This window comes from Streptomyces shenzhenensis, assembly GCF_021462265.1.
GTDB classification, from domain to species: Bacteria; Actinomycetota; Actinomycetes; order Streptomycetales; family Streptomycetaceae; genus Streptomyces; species Streptomyces shenzhenensis.
In genome coordinates, this window is record NZ_JAJONF010000087.1 from 1 (window position 1) to 15,916 (window position 15,916).

Sequence of the window (15,916 nt, forward strand, 5' to 3'; positions counted from 1 at the left end):
AGGCCCCGCTCACCGTTAGGCGAGAAGAAGACGGAACTGTCCATGCCGCGGCACGCGGCGTCGGCTTGCCACTTCCAAATTTCAAGAAGGGGTTTGGTTCGGGTCTTCACGAAAACCTCCGCTCGATGTTCCCTTTGACGTTATTTTTGCGGCCCTATCGGTAGGGATGGCCGAAAGTGGTACGTGCTGTCCGCTGCATCAAGGGATCCCCCTCAGCGCACTGTTCGTCCCTTGAAGCTGAATTCGAGTAGGCCTTACGCCCGCTTATTGAAAGCAGCAGAGCCGTCGGCAGGAGTGCCACAGAGCCGGTGGGTGAGCACGCCGTGATGGCGGTGCGCCCCCTTCAGGACGGCGGCCGCGATCGCGGCGGCCCGTTCTTGGCATCGTCGCCTCCGGCGTCCTCGCCCCGGGCCGGTTCAGTCCCGCCTGCCAGTGAGCTCGGCGAGGGCGCGGTCGATGTCGAGGTGAAGGCTCTCCGTGCCCGGAGGCACGAGCGAGACCGTCCGCTTCGCGAACGCGGCGACCGCTGACTCGGCGATGTCGATCAGGGCCGCGCCGGCGGCGGACCGCAGGATGATGCGGACCGAGTTCGGATGGCAACGGTGCTGGGGAATCACCAGCACGTCCCCGGTGCCAGTAGGCCGGCGCAGGCCTTCCATGAGCAGCGAGCGGGCGAACACCCACTGGACGGGCCTTGCCGCAGGTGCGCCGAGGGAGAGTCGAACGGCGTAGGGGTCGGACATGTCGTAGTGCAGCTCCGCAGACAGCGGGGCTGGCAGTTCGTCCGGGACACTGATGTGCACGGTCACTATGCATATGACCGAGGCTGGCGGCTGGATCATTTCATTCCCCAACACGGGCTGCAGGAGCGGATTTCCTTTGAATGACCCTAAAATCCCGGGCCTTAGTATCTTGTCGAGGAATGTACGGAACGTGGCACGAGAAAGAACCAAGCCAAGCGGCGGTTTCAGGTGTTGAAGGGCCGCGCGGGTGACGGGGGCCATGGCGCGATGCCCTGGGTGTCGCGCCTCTCCACCTCCGTGGCTTGCCGGGTCGCCCTCGGGAGACGGGCTGCCTTCACCGACTGCATGGATCATGTGGCTCGTTCACGTCGGCGTACGGGAGCCCTCGCCTGGTGGCTCTACCAGGACGGCAACGACCCCGTTGGCCGGAGCATCTCGCCCAGCATCACCGGCTCCCGGCCACTGACCGGCGCTACGAGGAGCGGGCCTTCGCCTGATGGTGAAGGTCACGGCAGCAGAGGTGACCCGTGCATTCGATGCCGCCGCGGGTCCTGTGGTGTCGAAGACGGAGGAGACGGCCGACGCGAGGAACATGTCGGGGTGACGCGATTGGAAGCCGGTCCGCTCGACAAGGCGGTTCAACCCCGCCTGCCAGATGGCTCAGCCAGGGCAGGGCCGATGCCGATCAGCGCCGTGCCGGTGGCAGACCGTCTCCGGCTCCGGTGGTTTGGCGCTGGCTCTCCGCGAGCCGCTTCAGGTGAATCGTTCCGCCGAGGCACGTCACTCGGCCGTGCGCTGTTCACCGGACAGGCCGTGAAGCTGCCAGTCGCGAGGCGCTATGCCATAAGTGGCACGGAAAACACGGCTGAAATGGCTGGGGTTCGCGAAACCCCAGCGTCGGGCGACGGTCGCCACCCCGAGTCCCAGAGCCGGGGACCGCAGAAGATCCCGACGGCACCGCTCCAGTCGCTGCATCCGGATCCACTCCCCGACGGTGGTTCCCTCCGTCTGGAACAACTTGTGCAGGTAGCGCGCCGAAATGAAGTGAGCGGCGGCGATGTCGGTGGGTGACAGATCCGGGTCGGAGAGGTTTTGCAGGATGTGATCCTTCACCCGCACGATCATGGCCGGGGCAGTTTCTGGAGCCTGAGGCCTGAAGCGGCCGCGCCGCTCGTTGATGAACAGCGCCAGCAGGTCGAGTCCGGTGGCGACGAACTGACGGCCGACGAAGTCGTCGAAACCCGCTACTTCGCGCGCCATGCGCGCGAAGTAGGTCGCCACCAGTGCGGCACTTCCGCCACGACCCGAGAAGGCTGTCGCAGTCGACGCCCGCAGGTCCTCGTCCCGCACGCGAAGCTCCTTTCGAGGGAACTGAAAGGAGGTGAAGCAGACCTTGCCCTCCACCTTTTTTCTGAACACGCGAGACGAATCAGAAATGGAGAAATCTCCCGACTGTATCAGGCACTCTCTCCCGTCCTGCTCCTTGACGGCGCTGCCTCTGTGATGAAGCGTGAGGATGAGGAATTCTTTCTGGTCCCGGGCTACCAGGCGCTTGCTGCGCGTCACCTCTTGGGGCACGGTCTGGACGTCCGACACCTGGAGGGCGCCCAACTGGTGGGTGACGATTCTTCCCGGCGACGGATTTTCCTCCAGGATATTGACGTCGAGCGGTATGAACGCCTGGGTCACCGCTTCATGCCAGCGCTCTATCCGGTCGGTTGCGGACAGTGCCGCGGTGGAAAGGACGACGGACATCTGGCCCCCTTGGCATCTTGATCGACAGGCGGTACGGATCCGGTCACCGGATAGCCCGGTCACCGAAGAGGCGGTGTGCCTTCCAGAAGACCGTGCCAGTCGGCCTCGGTCGGGCACATCGCGTGAATCCGCTAGATCCAGGGTCCGGGCCAAGATGACTTCATTTGACGGCTCCGCTGGTGGCACCGGCGGCGAGGTGGCGCTGAGCGACGACGAGAAGGAGGGCGGCGGGGACGGACGCCAAGACTGTGGTGGCCATGACGGCGTTCCACTGGTTTGTGTGGGCACCGATGTACTGGTAGATGCCCAAGGTGATCGGCCGTACGGTCTGTGTGGTGGTCAGCGTGAGGGCGAAGAGGAAGTCGCTCCAGGTGAAGAGGAAGGTGAAGACGGCGGCAGTGATCAACGCGTTCCTGCTCACCGGGAGCACCACGGAGCGGAAAACACGCAGCCGCCCGGCACCGTCCACGTGCGCGGCCTCGATGACCTCCCTGGGGATGCTCCGCATGAACGAACGCAGGATGATGATCGCGAAGGGGACCCCGGCGGTGGAGTCGGCGAGGATCAGGCCGAGGTAGGAGTTCAGGAGCCCCAGGTCGGTGTAGGCGCTGTAGAGCGCGTTGGCCACGACGATGCCCGGCACCATCTGTGTGACCAGGATGCCGAAGAGCACGAGGTTGGTTCCGCGGAGGCGGAACTGAGCCAGCGCATAGGCCGCCGGCGCGGCGAGCCCCAGGCTGAGGGCGACGCTGCCGAGGGCTACGACGAGGCTCGTGACGAGGTTGCCTCCCTGATCGCGCAGCGCGGTGAGGTAACCGCTGAGGTCCGGGTGGAAGGGGAACCAGCCTCCCCGCAGAGTGTTCCCCGCCGGCTGGAGGGAGGCGTTCACGATCCAGTAAACGGGAAACAGCATCAGCGCGAGCAAGGCGATCCCGACGATGGTGGACGGCCACCCACGGGCCGGTGCGCGCTTCACGGGGCACGGTCCCCTCTCACACGTTCCGGGCGCGACGGTTGGCACGCAGGTAGACGATGGCGAAGGCGAGAGAGATGACGATGAGCACGTTGCTCATTGCGGCACCGCGCCCGAACTCGAACTGCTGAAAGGACAGCTCGTAGGACTGGGTGGCGAGAGTCTCCGTGGCGCCCGCCGGTCCTCCGCCCGTCACTACGAGGATGATGTCCAGCACCTTGACCGTGTAGACCACGCCCAGCACCAGCACGACGCTCACCACGGGCCGCAGCAGTGGCCAGGTCACATGACGGAACGAAGCCAGCGGGCCGGCTCCGTCCAGCTTCGCCGCCTCGTACAGGTGCCTGGGGATGTCCTGCAGGCCGCCGTACAGGATCGCGGTGTTGAAGGGGATTCCGACCCAGATGTTGATGAGGATCACCGACACCAGCGCCTGTGAGGTGCCGGTGAGCCAGGGGATGCCGGACGACGAGAGACGCAGGGCGCGCAGTGCCGCGTTGACGACTCCTGTGTCGGGGTCGAGCATCCACCTCCACGCGGTTCCGGAGACGACCAGCGGCAGCAGCCACGGCAGCAACAGGAGCGAGCGCAGGACGCCGTTGAGCGGGAAGCGCCGCTGGAAGAACAGGGCGAAGGCCAGGCCGAGTGCGAACTGCCCGACGATCGACCCGGCGGTGAACAAGACCGTGGTCAGCAGAGCCTTGGAGAACAGGTCCGACGCAAGGATCTTCGAGTAGTTCTGCAGGCCCACGAACGGCGCGGCACCCGTGTAGAACGTCGTGATCGTGTACTGCTGGAAGCTCATCACGATGTTCTTGGCGATCGGATAGCCGAAGAACAGCAGCAGGTACGCCGCGGCGGGCACGATGTACATCCACTGGGCGAGCCGCTCCCAGCACCGCGCCCGGGCCGGGTCAGTCACTGGTCGCGATCTGCTGGGCATGCCTGAGGGCTTCCTGTGGTGCCTGCTCGCCCGTCAGCGCGGACTGGATCGCGGTGTATATCCCGGTCGCTGCCTTGGGCCACTTGACGCCGAGTTCGCTGGTACGGGCGCGCGCGGCTTCCACGCTCTTGACGAAGGCGGCCATTGACGGGACCTGCTCGGCGTACTGGGAGGCCATGGCGGTGCGGGAAGGCACGGTGAAGTGCTGCTCGGCCAGGGCGAGCTGGTTCGGGGAGCTGTTCAGACAGGCGAGGACCTGGGCGGCCTTCTCCTGCCGGGACTCGGCGTTCTGCGGGACCGTCCACACCTCACCGCCGAGCGGTGTGACCGGGGTCTGTCCCGTCCGGGGGACGGGGATGGGCGCCACCCCCCAGTGCAGGTTCTTGTCCTTGTTCAAAGCCGGAATCCGCCAGGGCCCGTTGATCATCATGGCCGTCCTGCCGGCCACGAACTGATCGTGGACGTCGGCCTGTGTCCAGTTCAGCACCGACTTCGACATGGAGCCGCTCTTGACCAGGTCGACCCACAACTGCAGTGCCTGCGCTGCCTGCGGAGTGTCCAGCCGCTTCTCGTCGCCGCCGTTGGACCACAGGAAGGGCAGGAACTGCCAGGTGCCCTCGAACGTGGGGTTCGCGTCCACCGCCATGCCGTAGCGCCCAGGACGGGTCAGCCTGGCCGCCGCCGTCTCCAGCTCGTCCCAGGTCCTCGGTACGGCGACACCGGCGTTGGCGAGCATGTCCCTGTTGTAGAAGAGGGCGATCGTGCTGACGTAGGGGGCCAGACCGTACAACCTGCCCTTGTAGGTGCCCGCCGACAGGATGCCCTTGGCGAAGCCGCTGGAGTCGATGCCGTACTGCTCCAGCGGGGTCAGCGCGCCGGTCTGCGCGATCTGCTGCAGGTCCGGGTTGTCCAGCATCAACAGGTCGGGAAGTGTCCGCGACGACGCCTGCTGCAGGACCTTGGGCAGGAGCGACGCCCCCGGAACGCTCGTCTGCTCGACCTTTACGCCGGCGGTCTTGCCGCAGGCGGTGAGCATCTCGCCCCATTGACTGTGTTCGGGTTCGTCGGTGTAGTAGTCGAGCGCCGTGATGGACGTGACCTTGCTGGTGGCGGACCCGTCGCTGCTTCCGCCACTACAGCTGGCGACGGCCAGTGCCAGGGCGACGGCTCCGCTCAGGAGAGCTGCCGGACGCCGCGCCGGCAGTCTGGCCGGTGAGATCATGCTGGTGCCTTTATCGATGGACGTCTGTGACCGGCATCGGCGTCGCAGGGGTGGCCGCCTTCGGATTCCGGGGGTGCCCGCAAGGTGGCCCACACCGGCGTCTTCCGTTCCCATGCATGCTATAGGGCTCTACATGATGACGTTGATCATCTCTTTCCCCTGCTCATAAGGGCTGTCTACCTTCGTCGCCGTCGCCGTCGCCGCGACCGGTGTTCTGTTCGGCGGCTTCCTGGATCATTGCCACCACGGCGTCGGGCTGCGACAGCACAACGGCGTGCGAGCCGTCCAGCAGGTATTCGGTGGCCGCCATGCGTTGTGCCATGAAGCGCTGAGCGGTGGGGCTGAGCATCCGGTCGGCGGTTGCGATGGCGTACCAGGACGGCTTGGAGGCCCAGGCGGGCGGGCCTGATCTGCTTGTCAGTGCGCTGTGGACGATCGGGCGCTGCGCCACAGACATCACCTTGTTCACGTGGGGTGGAAGGTCTCCGGCGTACACCGGCGGGAACCGTTCCTCACTGATATAGAGCTCGCTGTCCGGGCCGCCGGGAAACTGCTCGGGAAGGTCGGCGGTGACGGTGGCGTCGGCCGCCGGCATGGGGGGAAACCGGCTGGTGATGTCCAGGATGCACTCGCCGGCGTCGAGGCCGAACGCTGCGACGTAGCACAACGCCACGACGTTGTCGGCGTCGGTGGCGGCTTGCGTGATGACCGCGCCGCCGTAACCGTGGCCGACCAGAACGACAGGGGCGTCGATGTCGCGCAGCACCTTTTTGATGTAGGCAGCGTCATGGGTCAGGCCGCGCAGTGGGTTCGCCGGGGCATGCACGGTCGAGCCGGCAGAGTGAAGGAGTCTGATGACCCCGGCCCAGGATGAGGCATCGGTGAACGCCCCGTGCACAAGCACGATGGTCGGCGGTGGGGGGTGAGATGGCATGGCGTGCCCTCCGATTGAGTTCGCTGTCCCAGCCAAGTGGGTTCCAGCACGGAGCGGCATCGCGTGAACGTACCAATTCATCCGCAGGTTCGCTCGGCGTCGGGCAAGGCCATGACCAGGTGGGCGAGTTGGACCCGGGAGTTCACCGCCAGCTTGCGGAAGGCGGAGGTCAGGTGCGTGTTGACGGTGTGCGGGGAGATGACGAGGAGGTCGGCGGCCGACCGGTTGGTATGGCCGTCGGCGATCAGGCGCGCGACCTTCTTCTCCGAGGCCGTCAGGGCGCCCCATCCCTGGACGGGGCGTTGCTTGGTTACGGCCCTGCCGCCGGCGGCCCCCGCACCGTCCAGGCCACGCTGCAGACGGGCCGCTGCGGCGTGAGCGCCTGACTCGGCGAACACGGCATTGGCCTGCGTCAGGGCGGCCACTGCCTGAGGTCTCCGGCCCGCTGCGAGGAGCGCCTGTCCGAGATCGGCGTAGGCGGCGGCCCGGACCAGCGGGCGCGGGCTTGCCTTGAGCAGTGCTACAGAGTCTTCGAGCAAGGCGGGATCGTTCTTAGCGAGCCCGCGAGCCTGGACCGCGATGCCCCTGGCGGTCGGCACGGCAGGGTTGCGTTCGGCGTGGGCCTCGGCTTGTGCGGCCAGGTCCTCGGCGAGCTCGTGATCCGCGCCGCGTAGAGCGATGCGTATTGCGCAGTCGACCCAGTCGCGCAATAGCCGCCAGCGCATGAAGAAACCTTCCTGCTGTACCTGTCGGATCTTGTCGACGGCAAGCCCGAGGTCCCCGTCGGTCTCGGCGTGGACGGCTTCCAGGAAACTCACCGCGGCCGTGTTGCCCGGGTTCGGTTTGACCGCCAGTCTCTCCTGGGCTGCGGCCAGGTGCTCCCGCGCTGCTTCCCGGTCGCCGCGCAGCAAGGCGATCCGGGAGCGGATCACCCGGGCGTTCACCTGCTGGACGGGTACCTGTATGTCGTCTTCCAGGCGCTCCATGGTCACGAAGCTGGCGTCGGCGTCGTCGAGACGGCCGAGCCCCAGATCGTGCTGGCCCTGTGCCCACAGCATCATCGCCTGACGCACCGGTCCGGCATTGTCCGCTGCTTGCAGGAGCAGCCGTCCGCCGGCTGCGAAGTCGTCCACGTGCAGGTGCGCAACGATCTCTTCGGGAAGGAAAGCGGAATCGATGGTGCTGAGCGCGGCAAAGCGCTCCAGCGCGATGGCGTTCTCACCCGCGTTCTGCGCGATCTCGCCGAGCGCTGACACGGCCAGGACCTGTGCTTCCCGGTCCCCGAGCGCGATGGCGGCCTGCAGCGCCGCCTCGCCGGCCTCACGCGCCGCGACAAGATCCTGCCCCCGGGACAGCGCCAGCGCCCGCAGGGCGGCCAGCCTCACCCCAGCCTCCGGAGCGGCGCCTCCGACCGCGAGGGCCGATTCGGCCCGGCGGCGCAGCTCCTCGGCAAGATCCATGTTCCACAGCGTCCCGGCCAGGGCGGCCTGCAGCCGGCTGAACACCTCCAGGCGCGGTCGGCAGGCCAGAAGCCGGTCTCCGGTCGACAGGGCTTCTCGACTCCTGCCTGCTCGAGTCAGGCAGAGGATCGCCTGTTCACCCACCTCGAACATCAGCGGCCGTGCGGACGGCACCAGGTCCAAAGCACGCGTCATCAGGTCGGCCGCGAGTCCCGGCGTGACCGGCAGCACGTCCTCAGCGGCTTGTCGTAGCAGCGCTACGGCCTCCTGGTCTCCGGGCAGGGCGCCCCTGAGGATGTGCGGAACCGCGTCGACCGGCCGGCGGCCGGCGGCGACGAGGTGGCTGGCAGCTTCCCGGTGCAGGGCCTTCCGGGCTGACGGTGTGATGTCGACGTAGACGGCCTGGCGCAGCAGATCATGCCGGAAGACCAGCTGGTCGCCCTCATCGCGTAGAAGTCCGGCACGGACCGCCTCCTCCAGCGCCGAGATCAACGCGGCGGGCGGCTGGCCGCACAGCGCGGCGGCGTCGTAGAAGCCGAACCGACGTCCCAGCACGGCTCCCATCTGGAGGAAACGCAGTGTGCCGGGCTGTAGGGATCTGAGCCTGCCACGCACACCCACCACGAGCGTCGAGGGCACGAGATCACCCGAGGTCTCGGCGGACCCCAGCCCCGCGAGCATCTCGACCGCGAGAAACGGATTCCCGCCGGCCCCGTCGAGCAGGTCCCGTACCCGTTCGTCAACGGCTGCCCCCAGGGTGTCGTCGGCGAGTTGGCGGATGGCCGCGACGGATAGCGGTCCCAAGGGCACAGTGACCGTCGGAAGCCCGTCGGCAGCTGCCGCAAGAATCTCTTCCGTCGGCCCGGCGGGGTCCAGTCGCCCGGCCAGCACCCACAGAACCGGCGAGGTCCGCAGACGTACCGGAAGCTGCTTCAGGGCAAACCGGCTGAGCGGGTCGGCCCACTGCACGTCATCCAGGCCGATGAACACCGGCGCACCGCTGGCTCTGGCTTCGATCGCCTCCGCGAGCCGCTCCACCAGCCAGATCCGCTGATCCTGGTTCCATTCGAGATCGGCGAAGGTGTCCTCGGACAGCAGCGGCTGGTCGCCCTGCAGGACGCAGGCCGCCAACGACGAGAGTGGCACTATGCGATGCAGCTCATCGGCCTTGCCGAGGCCCACGGAGAATCCCGCTGCCTTGGCCATGGCGACGGCCTCGGCGAGCAGCGTGGTCTTGCCGATGCCCGGTTCTCCCCGGATCAGGGCCAACCCGCCACCTCCGGTGCGGGCCACCGAGGCGATCAGTGCTTGAAGTTTTTCGAGTTCGGCCTCTCGACCGCGCAGACCACTACGGGTCAGCAATCCGCCTGACCCCACCACGTACGCCCCTTCCGGCCCGTACTCACCTGCCGGAGCCGGGCTCAGCTCATGCGGACGAGTGACCGCACCTGTCCGCAGCGCATCACGTCCTCGAAGTGGCGATTCTGCCAATGGACCGTGGGCGCGCGCATCACACGAGTCCGGAAGATGGCGGGGGAGGGTATGGGATACGAAGCAGTCACTCTGTGTGTTCGCGGGCGGCTGCCAGGCGGGCGAGTTCGACCCGGGAGGTGATGCCGAGCTTGGTGAAGGCGTGCCGCAGGTGCGAGCTCACGGTGTGCGCTGAGATCGCGAGACGCTCCGCGGCTTGCCGGTTCGTCAGGCCTTGCGCCACGAGTCGGATCACCGCGACCTCCGAGGCGGTCAGCTCCGGCCACACGGTGACGGACCCCTTGGACGTTGTACGCCGCCTGGGTGCCCCCAAGGCCCGCAGGCGATGGCGAACGCGTGCGGCGTCCCGCTCCGCCCCGGCCTGGGTGTAGAGGTCGAGTGCCTGGTCGAGGTGAGGCACGGCGTAGACGACGCGCCGTGCGGCCAGCTTGCGCCCAGTGTCCTCAAGCGCCGAAGCCCGCGGAATCAGCCGAGGGAGACCCTCGTACAACTCGACGGCGCGAAGGAGGAGAACGAGGTCGTTGTCGAGCAGCCCCCGGGCATGCGCGGCTGCCGCTGCCAGGATCGGGAACTGCGGGTTGAGGACTGCCCGCCGCTCCGCCACGGCGACCGCGGTCGCGGCACGTTCCAGTGCCCCGGCCCGCAAGGCCATGCGGACAAAGACGGGAGCGTCGGCCGGATCGTCCGGGCTGGCCAGGGAAGGGCCCTCCAGGTCGAACGTCCCGAAGGACTCGTCGAGCAGAGTCATGGCCCGGCCAGGATCGTCTTCAGCGTCCGCCACCAGTGCCAGCAGCCACGAGCCGACGTTGCGCACCAGGATCGCCGGGTCGTTCAGCATCCGCCTCACGTCGGCCGCGTGGGCACGCGCCGCCGTCAGGTCACTGGTGTGCAGGGAGACACGTACCAGCGTGTACAGGAGGGTGGCGTCGGCGAAGTTGCCCATGCCCAGTTCGTCGGCCAGCGCGGCCGCGGCCTCGGCCTCGGCCCGCGCGTCCTCCAGTCGCCCCGCGTCCAGCAGCACCCGGGACCTGTTCATGATCCACAAGCCCATGGCCGCGGCCTGGCCCTGCCGCTGAGTCTCGCGGACCCCGGCCTCGGACTCGGCGAGTGCCTCGACCGAGCGGCCCGCCGCGCTCAGCAGGAATGCCGTCCAAAGAGCCTCCGGAACCCACAGCGAATGAGCGAACCCGACTTCCGCCGCCAGGGCCGAAGCCCGGTCCGCACATTCGAAGGCGGCACTCCAGTCCATCCGGTAGAACCGCACGACCGAGTCGACGGCGACCGCGGTGGCCTCGGCGGCCTTGTCCTGGGCCTCGGCCGCGGCCTGCAGGGCATCGGACACGGCGTGGGCGGTTGCCTCGAAGTCTCCCACCATCGACAGGTCGAGGGCCCGCAGCGCAAGCAACTGTGCCCGCAGCGAGGCCGGGACACCGGGAAGAGCGGCTCCGGCCTCGGCCTGCCGGGCCGCCTCCGTGAAGTCGTACTGGCCGGACACCCGCGCCAGGCCGAGCCGCACCTGCGCTTCGGCCTCCGGTTCCATGCTGCCAGGCGGGATTGCGGCGGCCAGCCCCTGGGCCTCCGCCGGCTGTCCGGCCTGCCAGAGCAGCAGCATCGTCTCGGCGATGATGGCCGGCCGCTCGGGGGCCTGCTCGGCGGTGAGTTCCAGCGCCTGTCGGCTGAGTTCCACCGCTGACGACGGCGCGGACGTCGAGAGTTCCGTCGCGGCGGCTCTCAGCAGCTCCACGGCTCTGCGGTTACCTGGCCCCGCACTGTCCAGAAGCAGGGCGGCTGCCTCGGTGACCGGTGCTCCGCGCGCCAGCAGGACTTCCGCGGCATGGCACCGCAGAGCCCGGCGTACGGACACGGGCAGGCTGCCCTCGACGGCCTCGCGGATCAGGTCGTGGCGGAACAGCAACCGGTCGTTCCGTTCGACGAGCAGATGAGAGTCGAGGGCCTCCTCCACCGGTGCGATCAGCGTCGCCGTCGGCTTGTCGAGCAGTTCGGCCAGGAGGCCGACGGTGACCGTGCGGCCGATGGCGGACGCGGTCTGCACGATCTCCCGGGTCGGTTCGGAGAGCTGGTCGAGACGCTGTCGCACGGAGGTCTGGAAACGGTCGGGAAGGCGTCCGCCGGTCAGGCGCGCCACGTGGTGCTCGACAATCACCGAGTGCTCGTCGCGCATGCCACGGAGCAGCTCCACCAGGAGCAGGGGCACGCCCTCCGCCCGGCGGGCGGCACTCAGCATCGCCGGATCCGGAGGCGCTCCCAGTACGTCCTCGGTGATCTGGGCGACCGCGGTGTCGGCCAGCGGTCCGAGCCGGAGCCGCTGGGCACCGGCCTGATCCAGCCGGTCCAACGTCGTGCGCACGCCGGGTGTCCTCGTGCCGCTGCGGACGGCCACCAGCCACAGGATGGCGTGGGAGGACAGGCGGGCCGACAGCGTACGCAGCGCGAGGAGTGACACGTCGTCCAGCCACTGGACGTCGTCCAGGACGATGACCAGCGGCGTGTTGAGCGCCGCCTGTTCCAGCCGGTCCTGCAACTCCTGCAACAGCCAGAACCGCTGCTCGGGCGCCGCTGCGAGGTCACGCAGCTTGTCCAGGTCGAACAACGGCTCGGGACCCGTCAGCAGGCCGTCCAACAGCGGGCCCAGCGGAACGAACTGGCCGTCGGGATCCGCGCCTCCGCGGAACACCCTCAGCCCACGGCGCACCGCGGCGGCCTGCGCCTCCGACAGGAGACGGCTCTTGCCGCTGCCGGGCGCGCCTTCGACGCACACGATGCCGCCGCGGCCCTGAGCCAGCGCGTCGAACCGCGCACCGATGAAGTCCAGCTCCTCTTCCCGCCCCCGCACAGGTGGCTGCATGCCACCGGGTTCGTCGGTGGGGAACGGCTGCTCAAAACGGTCCAAAGCGAAGTCCCCGTACGAGTGCGTGGCTGGGAGGAGACGGAACGTGTGGAACCAGGTGACTGCTGCCCCAGCGTTCCATGTCCCTTCGCCCGGAAAAGCATACGGGCCAGCAAGTACTGGTAGGACTCCGTTAGGGCGTGCGGCATCGCTGCCATGAAGCGCCGGGCAGAACCGCGCCGATCGCGTTCGCCAGGCCGGTGTGGGCGTCGGAGACGATCGCTGGACCCCGACAGCGGGCGGTCAGCGAGCGCAGGAAGGTGAACCAGGGGGCGCCGTCCTCGGCGGTGGCGACGTCGAGGCCGAGGATCTCGCGGTGCCCGTCGGCCTTGACGCCGACCGCGATCAGTCCGTATCAGGTTGAACCCGCACACCACTTATCAGGACGCAAACGCGGCCGTCTCCGTATCGCGAAAAGCCAGAGCCGGCCGCCGCCGCGTGCTTGCGTGACCACCAGAGGCAGCACGCGCCGAACAACCATCGTGGACAGTGGATAGCGGGTGCTCACCCGTGTCTCGGCGCAAGTGTCCAGCTCACGTCTCCTGAGACCGGCCAGATCTGCCACTCCGCCAGGATTCCGGTTGCTGTCAGACGGTTCAGTGCACCACGAAGCCCGTGATCGACCATGGCGCAGTCGCGAATGATCCGGTCACATTCGCTCACCCCTTCTTGTGACGACGGATCACTGTGCGCCATCACATAGATGGCCTGCAGTCGCAGGAGAGGCTCTGCCGTGCCCGCCGATGCGGGGCATCCGCTGCGTAGTGCCCAGTCGGCAGCACGCCTTCGGCCGGGGCGGGCCGGTGACTGGGCGAGCAGGGTCGTGTCGCGAAGATCCGCGGCGAACCCTGCCGCTCCGGGGCCGTCAACGGTGCTCAGCCACCGTGCCTGCTCCAGTTCGTGGCAGGCTGCCACGGCATTGATGCGCAGGCTGCGCAGGATGCCGGCGGAGAGCGTAACCCGCATGTGCGTGTTCATTCGCAGCGCGCATTGCAGGGCGAGGAGCTTCGCGTCGGCGGAGACGTCCGCGGGCAGCACCACGGCCAGGTAGCTGAGAATCTCGCTCACGCGGACGTGTTCTCCCGGTCCCCTTGGGCGGCGGGTGCTGCGAGGCCGGGCGAGAGGGGGGTGAAGCGGCGCGGCGAGCAGAGTGTCGGGTACGACGGCGGCCTGGGCGGTCGCTGCGGCGCAGGCGCCGCAGGCGTCGGCGAGGCGCCACACTCGGCCACCCTGTTCGCAGGCAAGGAGCAGGCGGATGGGCCCGGCGCATCCGCGGTGGCGGCGGTGCCACTGGCAGCCGCGTTCATGGCATTGGCAGGTCCGTAGGTAAGCCGCCCGGAGATCGCCACGGGCATGCCGGGCGAGGTGGGCCAGAGCCGCCGAGCGCGCGGATTCCGCAGAGACCTGTCGGCCACTCTGCGGGCACTGCTGGCAGACGAGGACGAACTCGCCTGTCCGACGCCTCAGTTCCACCGTCCAGGTCCGCGGCGCCTGAGGGCACACCGTGCGCACTCTCATGGTCGTGCGTCCCTCCTTCCCGATCTGGCGCCATTCCCGCCGTCCCGAATGGCGGGACGGCCGACACCGTAGTGCAGACCTCTGCCCTCCCGTCGCCGCCGTCACCTCGGAAAATAGGGCAGAGGTCTGCGCTGACAGGGCAGGGGTCTGCACCGTCGGATGGACGAGTGACGATCTTCCCGCCCGCCCCGGACCTTGACGCGCTGCGGTTGGAGCTGGCGCGTCTGCGGGCGGCCCACGGGTGGACCTATGACGAGCTCGCGGCCCGCAGCGGCCTGGCCAGGCGCACTGTGATCGAGATCGAGCAAGGGCGCACCGTCGGCACACTCAAGACGTGGCACGCTCTCGCCCATGCCCTTGACGCACGGTTGGATGAGCTCTTCAGCCTGCTCTGCCGCGGGCACGATCTGCCCGGAGGGCCCGAGGAGTGATCCGGGGTCTGTAGCGGATTCCGGGAATCACCCGAACGGCAACACTGCATCGAATGCATGATCAGCCGTTCGCACAAGCGTTGCCCTGGTGGAGGCCGCTTGAGTGAACGAACGGCTCGGGTGCTGTGCCTACGGCGTGTTGGCTGGCAGCTTCGCCCGTAGAGCCCCTCACCTCGTTCCTCCTCGCGGCGCTGGGAAAGCAGCTGCGCGAACGCCCCTCAGCGACGGCCCCTGCGGGTCGACCCCGACGGCATCAGCCGCCTGCTGCGCTGCGGCCAGAGCGGTTCCTGTCGCGAGTGCGGCAATGCGGTCGAGTGGTACGTGCGCGGCGACGAGCGCCAGGTTCGGCTTCATCCGAAGGAACTGCCCGCAGACCGGGTGCCGGAGGACTGCCGCTGGCACGTCAGCTCCAGCGTCGCCTACCCGGCGGGCGACGGCAGCCGCTGGTGCAGGCTGCCGCACGCCGTACTGTGCCCGGCCCGCCCGGCCCGCCCGGCCCGCCCGGCCCGCCCGGCCCGCCCGGCGCCGCCGTCAGCGCCGCAATTGTCCGAGCTGCGTCGGTCGCTCGCTCTGCGAACGCGCCGGCTGCTGGACGCCGGAGCCTTCGTTCCGTCTGCCGTGCCCTCGGACGGCCTGCTGAGAGGGGGTGTGGCCTGCCGCCCGGCAAGGCCCATCGTGCAACTGCTGTACGTTCACTATCTCGCGTCGTGCCCCGTGGACTAGATCCAGTGCGTCGCCCAGACCCGGCACCGTCACCGATGCACCGCCACGGTCCTCAGCCCGGACGCCACGGGCGGAGTGTGGACGTTGGTGCCCGTGAGCGAGGCCCGTGGCCAACTGGCCTTGCCGCCCGACGTCATGGCGGTCTACAGCTTGTCTGCGCTGTCCTATCAGGAGCAACTGCACTGGCGGGCCCAAAGGTGTGTCCAACATGATGCGAGCCGGGCGGCGGCTGACCTCACGGTTGCCGATTGGGAACCGTTCGACTCACTCTGCCACCACGAGTTCATCCGCACCCGCCTGCCCTCGCACGGGCGCCCTTCCGGCCCTGGCTGCCACGCACGACGGAGGGCCCGGTTGTGACGCGTCACTACGCCGTCGAGATCTCCTTGACCAGGCCCGTCTCTTCTGCAGAACTTCACCGGGCCAGTCGCCGCGTGCCTCTGGCCGCCAATGCCGACCGCACACGGCTGATGACAGTGCGAAACGAGGGTGTCGACGGTCAGTCAATTCCCCACCCCGAACGTCACGAAATGGGCCAGGGGGAAGCTGACGCCGCGCCCGTCGAGGACCTGGCGACGGTGACCGTGCGTCGAGATCCCCAGGACGCCAGAGGTTCCTGGGCCGCCCGATAGCCAGACCGTCGTTCAGGCTGGTCAGGGCAGTCCAGGGTGGCCGCGAGGCCAGCGCGAAGCGCCGCCGAAGGCGCCCTTGACTGACCGGACCAGCCGCACAATCAGCCGTCGGGCGGCCCGTCACGGCCTCAGCCCGGGTGGGGAATTACTTGACGCTGATCATGCAGATCGTGGGGAATTGCA

The 15,916-nt window shown here is 68.3% G+C and carries 11 protein-coding genes and 1 pseudogene; 2 read left to right on the forward strand and 10 right to left on the reverse strand.

Annotated features, from left to right (window positions below; all coding sequences use genetic code 11):
- Nucleotides 1–416: 416 nt before the first annotated feature.
- The 10 genes and pseudogenes from LQ326_RS45545 to LQ326_RS45590 form a co-directional block, all read right to left on the reverse strand.
- Complete coding sequence (locus LQ326_RS45545) at nt 417–803, reverse strand: SsgA family sporulation/cell division regulator (RefSeq protein WP_234545105.1); 387 nt, start codon at nt 801–803, stop codon at nt 417–419.
- Between the two features lie 720 nt (nt 804–1,523).
- Nucleotides 1,524–2,498: a helix-turn-helix domain-containing protein gene (locus LQ326_RS45550; RefSeq protein WP_234545106.1), complete on the reverse strand. Its 975-nt coding sequence runs from the start codon at nt 2,496–2,498 to the stop codon at nt 1,524–1,526.
- A gap of 160 nt (nt 2,499–2,658) precedes the next feature.
- Complete coding sequence (locus tag LQ326_RS45555; RefSeq protein ID WP_234545107.1) at nt 2,659–3,474, reverse strand: carbohydrate ABC transporter permease; 816 nt, start codon at nt 3,472–3,474, stop codon at nt 2,659–2,661.
- Between the two features lie 16 nt (nt 3,475–3,490).
- Nucleotides 3,491–4,414, reverse strand: a complete 924-nt coding sequence (locus LQ326_RS45560) for a carbohydrate ABC transporter permease (RefSeq protein WP_234545108.1) — start codon at nt 4,412–4,414, stop codon at nt 3,491–3,493.
- Nucleotides 4,386–5,636 carry a sugar ABC transporter substrate-binding protein gene (locus LQ326_RS45565; protein ID WP_234545109.1) on the reverse strand — a complete coding sequence of 417 codons (1,251 nt, stop codon included), beginning with the start codon at nt 5,634–5,636 and terminating at the stop codon, nt 4,386–4,388. The genes LQ326_RS45560 and LQ326_RS45565 overlap by 29 nt, the downstream gene beginning before the upstream one ends.
- 163 nt (nt 5,637–5,799) lie before the next feature.
- Nucleotides 5,800–6,534 (reverse strand): alpha/beta hydrolase, encoded by a 735-nt coding sequence (locus LQ326_RS45570; RefSeq protein WP_234545110.1) that lies wholly within the window; start codon nt 6,532–6,534, stop codon nt 5,800–5,802.
- 113 nt (nt 6,535–6,647) lie between these two features.
- Complete coding sequence (locus LQ326_RS45575; RefSeq protein ID WP_268208406.1) at nt 6,648–9,392, reverse strand: helix-turn-helix transcriptional regulator; 2,745 nt, start codon at nt 9,390–9,392, stop codon at nt 6,648–6,650.
- Nucleotides 9,393–9,588: 196 nt separating this feature from the next.
- Entirely contained in the window at nt 9,589–12,387 is a 2,799-nt protein-coding gene (locus LQ326_RS45580) for an ATP-binding protein (RefSeq protein ID WP_234545112.1), read from the reverse strand.
- A gap of 181 nt (nt 12,388–12,568) precedes the next feature.
- Nucleotides 12,569–12,778, reverse strand: a pseudogene (locus LQ326_RS45585) (transposase); the annotation flags it as partial.
- Between the two features lie 155 nt (nt 12,779–12,933).
- Entirely contained in the window at nt 12,934–13,497 is a 564-nt protein-coding gene (locus LQ326_RS45590) for a hypothetical protein (protein ID WP_234545113.1), read from the reverse strand.
- A gap of 617 nt (nt 13,498–14,114) precedes the next feature.
- Here LQ326_RS45590 and LQ326_RS45595 point away from each other — a divergent pair.
- Nucleotides 14,115–14,378, forward strand: coding sequence for a helix-turn-helix transcriptional regulator (locus LQ326_RS45595; protein WP_234545114.1), 264 nt, complete (start codon nt 14,115–14,117; stop codon nt 14,376–14,378).
- A 231-nt stretch (nt 14,379–14,609) separates the two neighbouring features.
- A complete protein-coding gene (locus LQ326_RS48535; RefSeq protein ID WP_308402168.1) occupies nt 14,610–15,101 on the forward strand; it encodes a DUF6083 domain-containing protein in 492 nt (163 codons plus the stop codon).
- The last annotated feature ends 815 nt before the right edge of the window (nt 15,102–15,916 follow it).

Excerpts from the sequence above, each read along its gene's own strand:
- LQ326_RS45550 (WP_234545106.1), bottom strand. The coding sequence starts at position 2,498 with ATGTCCGTCGTCCTTTCCACCGCGGCACTGTCCGCAACCGACCGGATA.
- LQ326_RS45560 (WP_234545108.1), bottom strand. The coding sequence starts at position 4,414 with ATGCCCAGCAGATCGCGACCAGTGACTGACCCGGCCCGGGCGCGGTGC.
- LQ326_RS45565 (WP_234545109.1), bottom strand. The coding sequence starts at position 5,636 with ATGATCTCACCGGCCAGACTGCCGGCGCGGCGTCCGGCAGCTCTCCTG.
- LQ326_RS45580 (WP_234545112.1), bottom strand. The coding sequence starts at position 12,387 with ATGCAGCCACCTGTGCGGGGGCGGGAAGAGGAGCTGGACTTCATCGGT.